This is a genomic window from Actinoplanes sp. NPDC026670, assembly GCF_040638175.1.
Lineage (GTDB): Bacteria > Actinomycetota > Actinomycetes > Mycobacteriales > Micromonosporaceae > Actinoplanes.
In genome coordinates, this window is sequence record NZ_JBEZXU010000011.1 from 175055 (window position 1) to 190224 (window position 15170).

14 protein-coding genes are annotated in these 15170 nt (G+C 69.1%); 6 read left to right on the forward strand and 8 right to left on the reverse strand.

All coding sequences use genetic code 11. The features are described 5' to 3' along the window. Nucleotides 1–5: 5 nt before the first annotated feature. Nucleotides 6–179 (forward strand): hypothetical protein, encoded by a 174-nt coding sequence (locus tag AB0E94_RS13795; protein ID WP_360326044.1) that lies wholly within the window; start codon nucleotides 6–8, stop codon nucleotides 177–179. Nucleotides 180–257: 78 nt separating this feature from the next. Continuing rightward, nucleotides 258–1718 carry a glycosyltransferase family 39 protein gene (locus AB0E94_RS13800; RefSeq protein ID WP_360326046.1) on the forward strand — a complete coding sequence of 487 codons (1461 nt, stop codon included), beginning with the start codon at nucleotides 258–260 and terminating at the stop codon, nucleotides 1716–1718. Nucleotides 1719–1732: 14 nt separating this feature from the next. On the opposite strand, the gene AB0E94_RS13805 is transcribed toward AB0E94_RS13800, so the two are convergent. Next, the gene (locus AB0E94_RS13805; protein ID WP_360326105.1) at nucleotides 1733–2371 is read right to left on the reverse strand and encodes a 4'-phosphopantetheinyl transferase superfamily protein; all 639 of its coding nucleotides are present in this window, start codon (nucleotides 2369–2371) and stop codon (nucleotides 1733–1735) included. A 60-nt stretch (nucleotides 2372–2431) separates the two neighbouring features. On the opposite strand from AB0E94_RS13805, the gene AB0E94_RS13810 reads away from it, so the two are divergent. Continuing rightward, nucleotides 2432–2881 (forward strand): SRPBCC family protein, encoded by a 450-nt coding sequence (locus tag AB0E94_RS13810; RefSeq protein WP_360326048.1) that lies wholly within the window; start codon nucleotides 2432–2434, stop codon nucleotides 2879–2881. Nucleotides 2882–2960: 79 nt separating this feature from the next. Continuing rightward, the gene (locus AB0E94_RS13815) at nucleotides 2961–5399 is read left to right on the forward strand and encodes a glycogen/starch/alpha-glucan phosphorylase (RefSeq protein ID WP_360326049.1); all 2439 of its coding nucleotides are present in this window, start codon (nucleotides 2961–2963) and stop codon (nucleotides 5397–5399) included. A gap of 21 nt (nucleotides 5400–5420) precedes the next feature. Here the strand turns inward: AB0E94_RS13815 and AB0E94_RS13820 are convergent, their stop codons facing one another. Beyond that, on the reverse strand, nucleotides 5421–6191 hold the full coding sequence (locus tag AB0E94_RS13820; RefSeq protein ID WP_360326051.1) for a sulfite exporter TauE/SafE family protein: 771 nt from the start codon (nucleotides 6189–6191) through the stop codon (nucleotides 5421–5423). Nucleotides 6192–6336: 145 nt separating this feature from the next. Between AB0E94_RS13820 and AB0E94_RS13825 the strand changes: the two genes are divergently transcribed. Further along, nucleotides 6337–6837 (forward strand): SigE family RNA polymerase sigma factor, encoded by a 501-nt coding sequence (locus tag AB0E94_RS13825; protein ID WP_360326053.1) that lies wholly within the window; start codon nucleotides 6337–6339, stop codon nucleotides 6835–6837. Continuing rightward, the gene (locus AB0E94_RS13830; protein WP_360326055.1) at nucleotides 6834–7685 is read left to right on the forward strand and encodes a hypothetical protein; all 852 of its coding nucleotides are present in this window, start codon (nucleotides 6834–6836) and stop codon (nucleotides 7683–7685) included. The genes AB0E94_RS13825 and AB0E94_RS13830 overlap by 4 nt, the downstream gene beginning before the upstream one ends. An 11-nt stretch (nucleotides 7686–7696) precedes the next feature. Here the strand turns inward: AB0E94_RS13830 and AB0E94_RS13835 are convergent, their stop codons facing one another. Genes AB0E94_RS13835 through AB0E94_RS13860 form a run of 6 tightly spaced genes read right to left on the reverse strand, consistent with a single transcriptional unit; the run spans nucleotide 7697 to nucleotide 15127 of the window. Then, nucleotides 7697–9274 (reverse strand): ricin-type beta-trefoil lectin domain protein, encoded by a 1578-nt coding sequence (locus AB0E94_RS13835; RefSeq protein ID WP_360326057.1) that lies wholly within the window; start codon nucleotides 9272–9274, stop codon nucleotides 7697–7699. Further along, nucleotides 9271–9864: a prepilin-type N-terminal cleavage/methylation domain-containing protein gene (locus AB0E94_RS13840; protein ID WP_360326059.1), complete on the reverse strand. Its 594-nt coding sequence runs from the start codon at nucleotides 9862–9864 to the stop codon at nucleotides 9271–9273. Before AB0E94_RS13840 ends, AB0E94_RS13835 begins: the two co-directional genes overlap by 4 nt. Continuing rightward, nucleotides 9864–11261: a putative Ig domain-containing protein gene (locus AB0E94_RS13845; protein ID WP_360326061.1), complete on the reverse strand. Its 1398-nt coding sequence runs from the start codon at nucleotides 11259–11261 to the stop codon at nucleotides 9864–9866. The genes AB0E94_RS13840 and AB0E94_RS13845 overlap by 1 nt, the downstream gene beginning before the upstream one ends. Beyond that, entirely contained in the window at nucleotides 11251–12774 is a 1524-nt protein-coding gene (locus AB0E94_RS13850; RefSeq protein WP_360326063.1) for an RICIN domain-containing protein, read from the reverse strand. Before AB0E94_RS13850 ends, AB0E94_RS13845 begins: the two co-directional genes overlap by 11 nt. Further along, on the reverse strand, nucleotides 12771–13418 hold the full coding sequence (locus tag AB0E94_RS13855) for a prepilin-type N-terminal cleavage/methylation domain-containing protein (RefSeq protein ID WP_360326065.1): 648 nt from the start codon (nucleotides 13416–13418) through the stop codon (nucleotides 12771–12773). Before AB0E94_RS13855 ends, AB0E94_RS13850 begins: the two co-directional genes overlap by 4 nt. A 5-nt stretch (nucleotides 13419–13423) precedes the next feature. Next, nucleotides 13424–15127 (reverse strand): putative Ig domain-containing protein, encoded by a 1704-nt coding sequence (locus AB0E94_RS13860; protein ID WP_360326067.1) that lies wholly within the window; start codon nucleotides 15125–15127, stop codon nucleotides 13424–13426. Between the last annotated feature and the right edge of the window lie 43 nt (nucleotides 15128–15170).

Genomic DNA, 15170 nt, shown 5'->3' on the forward strand with positions numbered 1-15170 from the left:
GAGGCATGACCACCACGACCGTTTCGGAACAGCCGCCCGAGGTCGAGCCGGACCGCCGGTATCCGACACCCACCGGTGAACCCTGCCCGTACGCGCTGCGTGCCGACGGCACGGTCGAGGGTGACGGGGCGTGCCGTGGGTGTGGCACCTGCCTCCTGGGGGCGGGCTGGTCGAGTTGACATTGGCGGCCGGTGGGCGGCAACCCGTACGGTGAATCAGTGGTCGACGCGCTGAGTAGCAATGTGGACACGCATCGTATGGAATCCGCCCGCCCGCCGTACGCCTGGTGGCCCGTCGGCCTGATCGCGTCAGCCGCCGGGCTACTGCTTCTGATCACCGCCAGTGACTACGACTACCACCGTGACGAGCTGTACTTCCGGGTCCTCGGCGAGCACCCGCAATGGGGTTACCCCGACCAGCCGCCGTTCACGCCGATGCTGGTCCGGCTCGGTATCGAGATGTTCGGCGACAACCTGTGGGCGATCCGGGTGCCGGCCGCCGTGCTGCTCATGCTCACCGCGCTGGTGGTGGCCGCCATCGCCCGCGAGGCAGGCGGCGGGACGGCCGCGCAGGCGCTCGCCGCGTCCGCGGTGTTCGGGGTGTTCCCGCTGTCGTCGGCGCACGTCACCTCGACCTCCACACCCGACCTGCTGGTCTGGGCCGGCGTGCTGTTCTTCGTGGTCCGGGCGCTGCTCTGGGGCCGCCCGTGGGCGTGGCTCGGCGCCGGGATCGTCGCCGGGCTAGGCCTGTGGAACAAGCATCTCGTCGTGCTGCTGCTGGTCTGTCTGGCGGCGGGCCTGCTGCTGGCCGGGCCACGGCCGGTGCTGTGGTCCCGGCACCTCTGGTTCGGGGTGGCGGCGGCTCTGGTGATCGGCGCGCCGAACCTGATCTACCAGGTGGTGAACGGGTTCCCGCAGGCGGAGATGGCGGCCGCGATCGCGGAGAACAAGGGCGACGAGTCCCGGGTGATGCTGCTGCCGCTCCAGTTCGCGTGGCTGGCACTGCCTCCGGTGTGGATCGCCGGGCTGGTCGTGCTGGTCCGGGATCCGAGGTTGCGGCGGCTGCGGGCGCTGGCGGTGGCGTACCCGCTGATGCTCGTCGTGGTCTTCGTCGTCGCCGGGCAGCCCTACTACACGGCCGGGCTCCTGCTCGGGCTCCATGCCATCGGCGCGGTCGCGGTGGCGCGCTGGGCAGCCGGCCGGCGCGGCCGTCAGCTGCTGACCGGCGGCGCGGCGCTGGTCATGTCGGCCGCCGCCGTGGTGTCGTCGCTGCCGGTGATCCCGGAGGAGGATCTGGCCGGGACACTGCCGGCCGAGGTCAACCAGACGATCGCCGACCAGGTCGGCTGGCGGGACTACGTGTGGCAGATCGGCACGGTGTGGGCCGGGCTGTCGGCCGCCGACAAGGCCCGGTCGGTGCTGTTCACCGGCAACTACGGCGAGGCCGGGGCGCTCGATCGGTACGGCCCGTCGCTGCGCCTGCCGGAGGTCTACAGCGGGCACAACGCGCTGCACGAGTACGGCCCGCCGCCGGACTCGAAGAAGATCGTGATCGCGGTGCTGGACACCCCGCCCGAAGGGCTCGGGACGTGCGCGGCCAAGACCACCCTGCGCAACTCGTCAGGCGTGGAGAACGAGGAGGTCGGCATCCGCGTCCACGTGTGCCGGATGGACCGGCCGTGGTCCCTGGTCTGGCCGGAGCTCCAGCACTACGACTGACTTCACCGGCGACTTCACCGGCTGATGGTCACCGCGGTGAGCACGAGCCCTTCGGACACCAGCCAGCGCCCGTGCAGGGCCGGCCAGGGCGATTCGATGTGGATCCGGGCGGCGAAGGTGCCCCGCTCCGGGTCGATGGTGAGGCTCGCCTCCTCGAAGCCGAGCCAGCGCCGGGTCACCGGGAACCACGCCTTGTAGACGGCTTCCTTGGCGGAGAACAGCAGCCGGCCCCAGTGCACCGTGGGGTCCTGTGCGGCCAGGTGGGCCAGGTGTTCCCGGTCGCCGGGCGTGGTCACCGCCGGGAACACCCGGGGCGGCAGCGGGGCGTGCGGCTCGGCGTCGATGCCCAGGCTGGTCACGTCGGTGATGCGGGCGACGGCGGCGGCCCGGTAGCCGGCGCAGTGGGTGATGCTGCCGGCCACCCCGTCCGGCCAGACCGGTTCACGGCGCGGTCCGGGGCGGATCGCCACCGGGGCGTAGCCGAGCCGGGCCAGGGCCTCGCGGGCGCAGCGGCGGGCGGTCACGAACTCCCGGCGGCGGCCGTCGACAGCCCTCGCGACCAGATCCTCCTCGCCGGGGAAGCACGGCTCGTCCGGGTCGTCGGTGAACGCCTCGGCGGTGATCACGGAGGGCGGCAGCAGTTCCTGGAGCACACGGAAGTGTCCCACCCCGGCCGTGCGGCTACGGCTCGGGTGGGACTGCGAGAATGGCGCATGCCGATCGACCGGTTCAGCGTCACCTATACCGTCGGCGCGCCACCCGCCGAGGTGTTCGCCCATCTGACCGACCCACAGAGCTACGTCGGGCTGTCCCCGCTCGTGGTGGTCGTCCGGGATGTCCGTCCGGCGCGCGACGACCTCGGGCGCGACGCCGTGTCGTATGTGGCCGTGGAACGGTTCCGGTGGGGCCCGCTGCGGTGGGACAACCCGATCCGGGTGACGATGACGGCCCTGGACGGCCAGGTGATCAGCTCAGTGGTCAGTCCCGGCGCGGTGCGGCTGGACTCCACGGTGGATCTGGTCGCGGACGGCGCCGGCACCGAGGTGACCGAGACGATCGAGGTGCGCTCGCCCGGACCGCTGCGCGGCTTCGTGACCGGCAAGGCCAGGTCGGTGCAGCAAGCCCGCCGCACCGAGCTGACCAGGCGAATGACCCGGACCTGACGTCGTGTCGGAAAGGGGACGCTCCGGCCGTTAGCTCCAAGAGGGGTGTTCTGAAACCTCCGGAGGGCACAATGACGGCATGGATCTTCGACAGGGCATCGGTCTACGCAAACTGGGCAGGACCACCGATGAGTTCCAGCAGGACCTGTTGAGCAACCTCTATTACCGGCGCGGCACGACGGTGGAGTCGGCGAGCGCACGGGATGCGTACGAGGCTCTCTCCCAGACCGTGCGCGACCATCTCGCCGAGCGCCGGGCCCGGACCGCCGCGGCACAGTTCGCCAGCAATCCGCGCTGGGTGTACTACCTCTCCGCGGAGTATCTGCTGGGCGCGCAGCTCGAACAGAACCTGCTCTACTCCAGCACCGGCGAGCTGGCCGCCGAGGCGGTCAAGGCCCTCGGCTTCAGCCTGGAGGACCTGGAGGACCTGGACGTCGAGCCGGGCCTCGGCAACGGCGGCCTGGGCCGTCTCGCCGCCTGCCTGGTCGACTCGCTGGCCACCCGGGACATCCCCGCGGTCGGCTACGGCATCCGTTACGACCTGGGCATCTTCCGTCAGATCATCACCGAGCACGGGCAGGCCGAGCTGCCCGACGACTGGGCGTTCCAGGGCAATCCGTGGGAGTTCCCGGCGCCCGACGACAGGCAGGCGGTCGGCTTCTACGGGCACACCGAGCCGGTCGCCGGTTCGGAGACCCGCAAGACCTGGGTGCCGGGTGAGATCGTGCTCGGCGAGCCCAGCCACATGCTGGTTCCGGGCTACGGCACCGAGACGGTGAACATCGTCCGGCTGTGGAGCGCGAAGGCCAGCGAGGCCTCGTTCGACCTGAGCCGGTTCTCCGCCGGGCAGTACGCGGAGGCCGTGCAGGAGGCGGTCCGCGCCGAGAACATCAGCAAGGTCCTCTACCCTGACGACAGCACCGAACTGGGCCGGGAACTGCGGCTCAAGCAGCAGTACTTCCTGGTCTCCTGCTCGCTGCGGGACATCGTGCGCCGGTTCCGGCTGCGTAACGAGGGCTGGGACACGTTCGCCGACAAGACCGTCATCCAGCTCAACGACACCCATCCGACGATCGCGATCCCCGAGCTGATGCGGTTGCTCGTCGACGAGTACGAGGTGGAGTGGGAGAAGGCCTGGGAGATCACCCGGCGCACCTTCGCGTACACCTGCCACACCCTGCTGCCGGAGGCCCTGGAGACGTGGCCGGTCCGGATGTTCGAGAAGCTGCTCCCCCGGCACCTGGAGATCGTCTACCTGATCAACATGCTGTTCCTGCGAGAGGTGGAGGCCCGGTTCCCCGGCGACCACGACCGCCTGCGCCGGATGTCGATCATTCAGGAGGAGCCGGAGCGCCGGGTTCGGATGGCGCACCTCGCGGTGGTCGGCACCGAGGCCGTCAACGGGGTGGCCGAGCTGCACTCGAAACTGCTGCGCGAGACGGTCCTGGACGACTTCGCCGCCCTGTGGCCGGCCAAGTTCCAGAACGTCACGAACGGCGTCTCGCCCCGCCGGTTCGTCAAGCTGGCCAACCCGCGGCTGTCCGATCTGATCACCGAGGGCCTCGGCGACGACGGCTGGCTGCGTGACCTGGAGAAACTCGCCGGGCTGGAGCGGCTCGCCGACGACGCCTCGTTCCGTGAGCGCTGGCAGGCGATCAAGCGGGCCAACAAGGTCGACCTGGCCGTGGGCGACCCCGACTCGCTCACCGACGTGATGATCAAGCGGTTCCACGAGTACAAGCGGCAGCAGCTGAAACTGCTCCACGTCATCACGCTCTACCAGCGGATCCGGCAGAACCCGGCGGCCGACTGGGTGCCGCGCACGGTGCTGTTCGCCGGCAAGGCCGCGCCCGCCTACCACGCGGCGAAGGACATCATCCAGCTCATCGCCACGGTCGCGGCCCGGATCGAGGCGGATCCGGTGGCGTCGCCGTACCTCAAGGTGGTGTTCCCCGCCAACTACAACGTGACGCTGGCCGAGCGGATCGTCCCGGCCGCCGACCTGTCCGAGCAGATCTCGCTGGCCGGCAAGGAGGCGTCCGGCACCGGCAACATGAAGCTGGCCCTGAACGGCGCCGTCACCATCGGCACCCTGGACGGCGCGAACATCGAGATCCGCGCCCGGGTCGGTGAGGACAACTTCTTCCTCTTCGGCATGGACGCGTACGAGGCCGCCCAGGCCCGGATGAACGGCTACCACCCGCGGCACTTCTACGAGCGGGACGAGGAGTTGCGGGCTGCGATCGACACCCTCACCTCCGGTGTCTTCGGTGACGTCGGCCGGCGGGTGGCGGGCAGCCTCCTCGACTGGGACGAGTACCTGACGCTCGCCGACTTCCGTTCCTACCTGGAGTGCCAGGAGCACGTGGAGAAGACCTGGCGCGATCCGGGCCGCTGGACGCGGATGTCGATCCTCAACACGGCGCACAGTGGCTTCTTCAGCTCGGACCGGACGGTCGCCGACTACGCCGCCCGGATCTGGCGGGTCAGCCCGGTGCCGGTCGCTCCGTTGACGTGACGGTTCCAGGCCTCCCGCGGGCTAGGAGGCCTGGAACAGGTAGACGACGGCCAGGGTTATCGCCAGGGCGCCCAGCAGGAACCGCAGCGCCGCCTCCGGGAGGTGCCGCTGCAACCGGGCGCCCAGGTAGCCGCCGATCAGGCCGCCGAGACCGCAGAGCAGGCCGAGCGTCCAGTGCGGCGCGATCTCGGCGCCGCCGGTGGTGAGGGCGATCAGGCCGTACGTGCCGGCGCCGGCGATCGAGGTCACGAACGTGGACGCCAGCGCGGCCGGCGCCACCGTGGCCATCGGGATGCCACTGCCGGCCAGGATCGGGCCGAGCAGCGAGCCGCCGCCGATGCCGTAGATCCCGCCGACCGTGCCGACGCCCAGCCCGAGCCAGACGATCGGCAGGTCACGCCGCCGCTCGACGACCGGGGCGGGCCGGACCGCGCGCAGGCACAGCCAGACCCCGAGTGGCAGCAGCACCGCCGCCACGACCAGCCGGAACACCCGCGGGCCGGGCAGCGCGAACACCCGCAGGAACGCTCCCAGCACCACCCCGGGCAGGGTGCCGGCGATCAGCAGCCGGGTCAGCGGCCTGTCGAACCCGCCCTGCCGCGGGTAGCGCAGCAGGGCGCCGGGGCCGGCGACCACGTTGTAGAGCAGGTTCGTCGGGGTGACCGCCGGGTTGGGCACGTGCAGGATGCTGAGCTGGACGGGCAGCAGGAACACCGCGCCGGAGACACCCACCGGCGCGGTCACGATCGAGATGAGGAAGCCGGCCAGGAATCCGGCAATCCCTATTTCCATGATCGAGAAGGTAGACGATGGCTCGCTGATATCCACGTCTCACCGGCCGAACAGCCCTTGCCCCGGACCCGGCCCGATCTCTAACGTCGTCCGGTCTGATCTCTACCGCCGTCCGGTCTGATGGCAACGAGGAGGTGTGTGCCGGTTGCGTGACGATGCCTTCCACGCGTATTTCGAGCGGCATCATGCCTCACTGTCGCGTCTGGCGTACCTGATGACCGGCGAGTCCGACGTCGCCGACGACCTGGCCGCCGATGCGCTGACCGAGGTGTGGCGGCACTGGGACCGGGTGATCGCGGCCGACGACCCGGTGGCCTACGGTCATGGCATCGTGATGAACCTGGCCCGCAACTGGGTACGCCGCCGCAGCCGGGAGCGCCTGCTGTCGTTCGAGTCGCTGCGCCGCGGCCGGGACACCGACGTGCCCGCCGTCCTCGACGTCCGTGGTGCGCTGCGCCGGCTCCCGCACCGCCGGCGTGCCTGCGTGGTCCTGCGCTACGCCTTCGACCTGCCGGAACGCGAGGTCGCGACAATCCTCGGCATCTCCGTCGGCGCGGTGAAGAGCTCCACTTCGCGCGGGGCGAAACAGCTGGCCGAACTGTTGGGTGACCACGTCCGCATCGACGGCTGGGAGGCGGCACGATGAAACCCTCCGACGACCGGCTCCGGGCGGCGCTGCGGGCCGAGGCGGACCGGCACCGCCCGGACCGTGACGCCATGCTGGACCGGATCACCATGGCCGCGATGCAGGACACCGGCCACGGCCGCCGGCGGGCTGTCCTGCCGGGCGCCCGGCGCGGCCCCCGGTTCCGGATGGCCGCCGTGGTCGCCGCCGTCGTGACCGTCTTCGGCGGAGGCGGCATCGGCACGTGGGCGCTGGCCGGCGCCGACGACCGGGACGAGGCCGCTCCGGTGCAGTCGATCGCCCCGGCGACCACCGAGGCCAGCCCGGTCTCCACCGATCCGGTCAGCGTCGCGCCGTCCAGTCCCGCCACCAGCAGCCCGGCCAAGCCGCCGACCAACCGGCCGACCCCGGACCGGACCACCCCGTCCGCCACCCCGTCGCCGTCGCTCACCAAGGGGCAACCCGGTTTCACCCGGGTCAGTCAGGGGCCGCTCTGGTCGGACGGCTCGATCGACCCGGACAGCGGCGACACCCAGGGCGCGAGCGTCGTCACGGTGAAGACCACCGAGGAGCTGACCGACCTGGAAGTGGTGATCCGGGTGGCGCGTACCGACGGGCTGGTGTCGCGCGGCGGCACCAAGCAGGTCCCCGGCGGCAGCGTCAGCACCACGGTCACCGAGGAGGCGGGTGCCCTGCTCTACCGGTTCACCCTCTCCCCGGACGACACGCTGGCCCCGGGGACGTACACGTTCACCGCGAAGTACACCCACCCCACGGGTGGGCGCAACGCCGGCGGCGACACCTACGAGGCGATCGCTGCCACCGCCGGCGCCGCACTCGACGTCTACGGCAACTTCTTCCCCACCTAGTTCTTTCCCACCTAGTTCGTTTCCTTGACGTCCTTCAGGGCGAGGGCGGCAATGACGTTCTGGTCGGCGTTCCATTTCTGGAGAGTGGAGCCGTCGCACTCGGCGACATAAATCTTGCTGATCTTGTACGTGGTCGGCTGGTAGTAGTCCGGATTGGCCGACTTCGGGTCACGCGGCTGGAGGCAGTACCGCCCGGTGCTGTCGATGATCTGGTAGCTGCTGGCGTACTTGTTCGTCTCGCCGTACACGGTCCATCGCTGGTTGGCGGCGCCGGTGCAGGTCTTGGTCTGCACGTACTGGCCCACCGCGGTCGACAACGGGCTGGTCAGGCAGTAGAGCGTGCCGTTGTTGGTGGTGATCGTCCCGGTGGCGTGGTTGTCGGCGGTGCCGGCCTTCGACGAGTCGAGCGCGGGCAGGCTGTACCGCTGGTTCCATTCGACGTTGGCCGGGTTCGGGTTCTGCTTGCACGGCCAGGCGATCAGGTGGCCGAAGTTGACGTTCTTCTCGGTGACGTCGAGGCACCTGCCGAACTGGTTGTAGTTGACCAGCTGGCCGACCGCCTGCCCGGCCGGGGAGGCGGCCATGCCTGCGCCGACCGCGGCATCCGGCGACCACCGGCGGGCGTTGACCGAGCTGGTGTTGCACGCCGACGAGTTGACGATCAGCAGGAGCTGGCTGTCCGCGACGCCGTCGAACTCCCGGTAGAAGCAGGACCCGTCGGTGTTGGTGCCGGCGGTCAGCTCGGAGCCGACGAACTCGGCGGAGCCGTTGAAGCTCCACTGCTGCCGGTACATCGACGGCTTGGAGCCCTGGCACGGCTGCACGGTGACCACGTTGCCGGTGACGTGGGTGGTGCCCGCCTCCAGGCACATGCCGAGCGGGCGGGACGGCTTCTGCGAGGCGACCAGCACGATCTGGAGATTGTCGGTGTACGCCCACGTCTGCGACACCGCACCGGGGCTGCACAGCTGCATGGTGACGGTGGTGGTGGACGGGTCGCCGGAGCTGGCCGCGATGCAGTAGTCCTTGACGCTGCTGCTGGTCCGATAGGCGTGGATGAGCCCGCCGTAGATGTTGGCGTTCGTGGTGTGCAGCACGTAGGTGCCGCTCAGCGTCCGGGTCAGGGTGCGCCCGCCGGTGACCGCCTTGCCGACCGCGGTGAACCGGGCGTACGCCGGCACGTACTGCGGCCCGTTGACGGTGGCGCAGGAGATCGCGTTGTCGGTCAGCCAGGCGGCGTCCTTGCCCTGCGGATCGGTGCGGTAGTAGTTGACCGAGACCGTGTACGACGACGCGTTGCCGGCCCCGACGGTGCCGGTGAGCGGGCTGCACGGCAGCGCGGAGCGGTCGCCCTCCTCGGCGCCGGTGATGGCGTTGGTCTTGACCGCGCCACGCACCTGGGCCAGCCCGATGTCCAGCCCGGCCTGCGCGGCGTGCAGTGCCAGCACCCGCCGGGCCTGGAGGTTGGAGTCACTGATCGCGTTGACCACCATCGAGGTGAGCATGGCGCTCAGGCTGACGCCGACCAGCGTGATCAGGACGGCGATGGGGAGCGACCCGTCGTCCCCGCGGCGGCGCCACGACCTCATGAGCTCACTCCCCTGGCCTCGGTACAGGTGCCCGAGTTGTCGTCGGCGGTCGCGTTGAGCGCGGTGAACGTGATGTCGGTGACCCGGCTCGCCGAGGCGTCGCCGGAGCCGACCTTCGCCGTGAAGAAGACCCGCAGCCGCTGATAGCGGAAGGCGTCCAGGGCGTTGGCGTCGGCCGGGGTGACCGTGAACGGCTGCGCCGACGTGGTCAGCGACGCGAGCGTGGTCCAGCTGGTCGGGGCGAGCGAAGCGGCGTTCTTGACCCACTGGCGGCGCTGGAGCTCGCTCGTCGACGGGCGCAGCCGCAACTCCACGCAGGTGTCCACGTCGTCGAGGTTGACCAGGTACTCGACGTAGAAGTCACCGTCGATGGTCGCCGGGTCGCTGATGCTCCGGGCGTACCTGATCTCCTGGTCCAGGGTCCGGAACGCGGCGGTGACCTGGGTCTGCGCCTCGATCTCGGCGTCGATCGAGTTGTACGACCGGTAGATCTGCACGATGGCGACGGTGGTCACCGCGGTGACCACCCCCATCAGCGACGTCGCGACGATCAGCTCGGCCAGGGTGAAACCGTCGTCACGCCGCCTCATCACGTCACCTTCCAGGTGGCGTTCCGGCTGAGCGTGCTGCCGGCCGCATCGGTCACCTTGATCACGACGGTCCAGCTGCCGGCCTTGGACGGGGTCCCGGTCACCACACCGGTCGAGGAGTCCATGGTCAGCCCGGTGGGCAGGTTGGTTCCGGTGTACACGTACGGCTGGATGCCGCCGGCCGCCGCGATCGTGACCGTGGTGGCCGTACCCATCGTGAAGGTCTGTGCGGCGACGCTCAGCGACAGGGACGCGGCCGTGAAGGTGAACGTCTTGGAAGCCGCCTGCTCGTAGCCGTCGGTGACGGTGACCGTCGAGGTCCAGCTACCGACCGCGGTCGGGGTGCCGGAGACGATACCGGTGTCGGAGGCCATGGTGAGGCCCGGCGGCAGGCCGGTCGCCGACCAGACGAGCGTCGGGGAGCCACCGGTCACGGCGAAGGTCTTGGTGTACGCGACCCCGCCCCTGATCGTCGACGCGCTGGTGTTGCTGGTGCTGATCACCGGCAGCGCCTTGATTTGCCAGCTCCAGGCGACGTAGTCCTCCTGGTCGTAGATGTCGGTGACGATGACCCGGGTCGCATAGGTGCCGGCCGTGGTCGGAGTGCCGCTGACCGCGCCGGTGTTCGCGTTGATCGACAGTCCGGCCGGCAGGTTCAGCGCCGACCAGTTGCGGTTGCCCTCGCCGCCGCTGGCCGTGAAGCTCAGTGACACCGGCAGCGTGACGTCGTTGTAGACGACGGCGTCCATCTCGGTGGTCATGGTCAGCACGCCGGCGCTGCTGTTCGTGTTGAAGACCGGTTCCTCGGTCTTGCTGCCGATCAGCGACGAACTGACGTACGTGCAGAGGTCGTCCGGGCAAAGGATGCCGGGCCAGGTCACCGCGACGACGACCCGGTAGAACGGGATGAGGTTGCTACGCCCGGCCGCGACGGAGGCGGCGATGCACTCGGACGAGTCGGCGCTCGGCCGGACACAGCTGCCGATGTAGAAGTGCTGCCGGTAGGTCAGCCCGTTGAGGGTCTGCTCCAGCGGTGTGGTCGGGAGCTTCGCGGTGGCGCCGGCGCCCGTTGCGGCGTCGGTGTCGTAGACGATGTCGGTGAGGGCGGTGTCGAGCATCGGGCCGACCGCGTCGAGCGGTGCGGCCCACTGCGCGGTGACACTCTGCCGGTCGCGGCCGGTGAGGACGGCCGCGACCTTCAGAGCGTGCACCCGTTCCATGGCGTCGTCGGCGAGCTGGATCGCGATCAGCTTGTCGCCGTGCAGATGCGCGAGCCGGCTCGTGCCGACGAACAGCCCGGTCAGCGATCCCGTCACCACCAGGACGACGGCGATCGCCACCATGGTCTCCACCAGGGTGAAGCCCGAGTCCGGGGAAGAGCCCTTCTCACTCCTCATTGACGTCGGTGATCGGCGTCAGCTTGCTGATGTTCGCGGGCGCGTTCCACTTCTGCAGCTCGGAGCTGCTGCACTTCTCCACCTTCACCTTGCTCGTGCCGTCGCTGTGGGTGTCCTTGACTGCGGCGTTGAGGTCGGTCGGCTGAAGGCAGTAGCCCTTGCTGTCCATGATCCGGTAGCTGGAGGCGTAGTTGTCGGTGGCGTGGTAGACGGTCCACATCAGGTTGTCGGCCAGCGTCGTGGACTTGGGGTCGCAGGACACCGTCGTGACGTAGATGGTCGAGGACGTGCTCTGCGGCGACTTCAAGCAGTAGTAGTCCTTGTTGTTCGAGCTGACCGCGATCGGGCCGGTCTTCTTGTACTCGGGGGCGACCGGGATCGGGTGGGTCCAGATCTGGTTCCAGTCGACCGCGGCGGCCGGGCTCTGCTTGCAGAACCACGCGATCATGTACGACGAGCTGGTGTTCTTGCTGGTCACGTCGAGGCAGCGGCTGAACTGGGCGTAGTTGACGAGCTGGTTGGTGGTGTCACCGGCCATGCCGGCGCCGACACCCGGGTCGGACCGCCAGATCACCAGCGAGGTGTTGCCCGAGCAGGTGTTGAGGATGACCGCGGTGCCGATGGTGTTCGCGGCCTTGAGGTTGACGCAGTAGCTCTCGATCGCCGACTTGGTGCTGGTCGAGTGGAACTGGCTGCTGCCGTCCAGGCTCCACTGGTACTCGGTGGACCGGGTCACGTCCGGGCAGTTCTTGAAGACCAGGGCGACGTTGTTGGCGTGCGTGGTGCTGGCCGGCGTCAGGCACATGCCGAGGTTGTTGTTGGTCCCGCTCTCCGAGTTGATCAGCTTGAGGTACAGGTCCGCCGTGTAGCCGAACTGCTGGCTGCTGGAACCGTTGCAGACCTTCGCCACCAGGGCGGTGCCGGCCGTCGGCTTGGCCGAGCCGGCGTCGAAGCACAGGCTGCCGGTCGTGGTCGCGGCGATCCGGATCGCGCCGCCCGGGATGTTGGTGTTGCTGGTGGAGAAGACGTAAGTAGCGGTCAGCTTGCGGGACCCGTTCAACTGCTTCTTCTCATCGGTGGAGTCGGCGGACTGCGGCGACAACCCGATGGACGTCACCTTGGCGGTGGCCGGCACCTTGGTGAGCGGACACAGCAACGAGTCACCATCCTGGTTGAAGTACTCGATCACGACCTTGTACTTGAGTTTCTCGCCGGTGCCGGAGACCCCGGCGTCACCCTCGACCAGACACTTCGGCATGTCTTCGAGCTGGCCCTCCAACTGACCGTCGCCGTCCTTGTCGGCGGAGGCGGCCCGGACCCGCGCCATCACCACGTCGAGGCCGACCTGAGCCCCGTTGAGGGCGGTATTGCGGTCGACGATGCCGCGGGTGGTCTTGATCTGCTGGACGACGACCGGCAGCATCATGGCCGCCATGACGACACCGACGGTCACGATCATCATCGCCATCGGCAGCGAACCGCGATCATCGCGGGAGAAGCGGAGCGTGGTCATGAGGTCGGCCTTCCCTTGCTGCAGTCGTTGAACGACGACGATCCGCGGGCGATGTTCTGAGCGGTGAAGACGCTGTCGAAGGGCAGGGAGACCTTGCCGACCTTGACCGCGAACTTGAGCCGGATCTGCTGGAACTGCGTCTCGAACGAGGTGCCGACACCAGCGGTGCCGGCGGCGGCCGAGGCGTACGGCTTGGCGCCCGGTGCGTAGAGCTCGACCGGCCCCTTGGTGGTGTCCGCGGTCACGCCCGAGGCGATGACGAACGGATTCGCCGGACTGGTCGACGGCAGCTTCCAGGACGCCAGGGTGAGTACCCCGTTCTCGAGCTTGATCTGCCGGCACGGGTATTCGGAGTTCTTGTCCAGCGGCAGCGCGTACTCCAGGTACCAGCGGCCGTTCACCGCCTTGGCGTCGGAGACCCAGGTGGCGTACCGCAGTTCCCGGTCGAGCCGCCGGAAGCTGACGTCGATGGCGTCGCGGACCGAGACCGTCTCCTCGGTGCGGTTGATGCTTGAGTAGATCTGCAGGATGGCGGTCACCGACACGGCCATCACCACGGACATCAGGCTGGCCGCAACCAGGACTTCCACGAGGGAATAGCCCTCATCGCCGCGCCGCCGCACCCGCTTCTCCCTTCTCTTCATCAGTTTCATGCGATGGTCCAGACGAACGTGGTGATCGCGGTCTGGGCCGGCGTCACGCTCACCGCGGTCAGGGTCACCACGTAGGTGCCGGCCTTCGTCGGCGTACCGCTGATGGTGTCCTTGCCGCTGTTGTAGGTCAGGCCTGGCGGCAGGCCGACCGCCGTGACCGTGGTGGCCTTGTTGCCGAGGGTCGCGGCGTTGGTGGTGACCGGGACGGTCACCGCCTGGTTCAAGGTCGAGGTCATCTCCGTGGTCGGCGAGGTGAAGCCCAGAGCCGCCGGGTTCGAGACGACCAGCACGAACCGGTCGCTCTTCGTCAGGCTCAGGCCGTCGGTCACACTGACCGTCGGCAGGTAGCGGCCGGGGATGAGCGGGACACCGGTGATCTTGCCGGTGCTGGTGTTGATCGTGACGCCGGTCGGCAGGTTGGTGGCCGCGTAGGTGTAGGTGCCGTAACCACCTGATGCGGACACCGTGGCGTTGACCGAGGCGCCGGAGCTGACCTGCTGGTCGGCCGGCTTCACCAGGACCAGGTCCGGGTAGACCGTGTGGGTGTAGGTGACCTCGGCGAAGGCGCCGTTGATGTCGGTGACCCGGATGACCGCCGTGTAGGTGGCGATCGCGTTGCCGGTGATCGCCCCGGTGCTGCTGTTGATGGCCATCTCGGCCGGCAGCCCGGTCGCGCTGAACACGTACTTGGGGCTGCCGGTCAGGTCACCGCCGGCCGCGGTCGGCTGGATGGTCGCGGCCTCGCCGACGTGGGTCCGCGGAGCCGAGGCGAGGGTGATCGTCGGCGGGTCCACCACCCGGTAGGTGATGTTGCTGAGGGTGTCCGTGCGGCCGGAGTCGTCGGTGACCTTCGCGGTCGCGCCGGAGTAGGTCCCGGTCTTGGTGGGCTTCCCGCTGAGCAAGCCGTCCGCCGAGCCGGTGATGCCGGGCGGCAGGCCGGTGAAGGTCCACGTGTTCGGCAGCGTGCCGCCGGTGGCCTTGAACTGGAACGGGTTGGCGATGGTGACGCCGTTGTAGAAGACCGGCACCGGGTTGAGGGTCAGATCCCGGACGACCGGCGACGGGCGCTTGACGTCGAAGACCGGCTCGGCGACCCGGGACACCAGGGTCGAGGCGATGTACGCGCAGCGCCCCCCGGTCTCCGGGCAGCTCTTGTGCGGCCAGGTCTCCAGTACGACGACCCGGAAGTACTCCAGGATCGTGGTCGTGTCGGCGGGCCGCTTGGCGGCCGTCGACGGGTCGACGCAGTCGTCGTCGGCCGTCATGAAGTAGACCTCGCAGCCACCCACGAAGATCGACTGCTCGAAGGTGATGCCACCCACGGTCACCGTCTTGGTCTTGGTGGGGATGGCCGCCTCGTCACCGGCCGCCGGGTCGGCGTCGGCCGACCACTCCATCTCCATGCTCTTCAGGTACGGCTTGAGCCGCTCCTTGAAGGCACTGGTGTCGGTTGCGGCCTTCCACTGCGCCGTGACGGAGTCCTTGCCCCGGCCCACCATCAGCGCCTTGGCCTCCAGAGCCCGGATCTGCTCCAGGGCGGTGGCCGCCACCTGTGACGCCTGACGCTCGTCGCGCTGCTGTGAAACGGCTGATGTGCCGTCCACGAAGAACATGCCCAGGCCTGCCATGGCGACACTCAGAACCGCCAAGGCGACAATGAGCTCGACGATGGTGAAGCCCTCGTCTTCTTCCCGTCGCATCTCACTCCCAGCTGTGCTCTTCCAGAGAATTGGCACAGCGTCC

What these genes read in the sequence shown, in the direction of transcription:
- AB0E94_RS13795 (WP_360326044.1), top strand. Translation starts at nt 6, where the DNA reads ATGACCACCACGACCGTTTCGGAACAGCCGCCCGAGGTCGAGCCGGAC.
- AB0E94_RS13800 (WP_360326046.1), top strand. Translation starts at nt 258, where the DNA reads ATGGAATCCGCCCGCCCGCCGTACGCCTGGTGGCCCGTCGGCCTGATC.
- AB0E94_RS13810 (WP_360326048.1), top strand. Translation starts at nt 2,432, where the DNA reads ATGCCGATCGACCGGTTCAGCGTCACCTATACCGTCGGCGCGCCACCC.
- AB0E94_RS13815 (WP_360326049.1), top strand. Translation starts at nt 2,961, where the DNA reads ATGGATCTTCGACAGGGCATCGGTCTACGCAAACTGGGCAGGACCACC.
- AB0E94_RS13820 (WP_360326051.1), bottom strand. Translation starts at nt 6,191, where the DNA reads ATGGAAATAGGGATTGCCGGATTCCTGGCCGGCTTCCTCATCTCGATC.
- AB0E94_RS13830 (WP_360326055.1), top strand. Translation starts at nt 6,834, where the DNA reads ATGAAACCCTCCGACGACCGGCTCCGGGCGGCGCTGCGGGCCGAGGCG.
- AB0E94_RS13835 (WP_360326057.1), bottom strand. Translation starts at nt 9,274, where the DNA reads ATGAGGTCGTGGCGCCGCCGCGGGGACGACGGGTCGCTCCCCATCGCC.
- AB0E94_RS13840 (WP_360326059.1), bottom strand. Translation starts at nt 9,864, where the DNA reads ATGAGGCGGCGTGACGACGGTTTCACCCTGGCCGAGCTGATCGTCGCG.
- AB0E94_RS13845 (WP_360326061.1), bottom strand. Translation starts at nt 11,261, where the DNA reads ATGAGGAGTGAGAAGGGCTCTTCCCCGGACTCGGGCTTCACCCTGGTG.
- AB0E94_RS13850 (WP_360326063.1), bottom strand. Translation starts at nt 12,774, where the DNA reads ATGACCACGCTCCGCTTCTCCCGCGATGATCGCGGTTCGCTGCCGATG.
- AB0E94_RS13855 (WP_360326065.1), bottom strand. Translation starts at nt 13,418, where the DNA reads ATGAAGAGAAGGGAGAAGCGGGTGCGGCGGCGCGGCGATGAGGGCTAT.
- AB0E94_RS13860 (WP_360326067.1), bottom strand. Translation starts at nt 15,127, where the DNA reads ATGCGACGGGAAGAAGACGAGGGCTTCACCATCGTCGAGCTCATTGTC.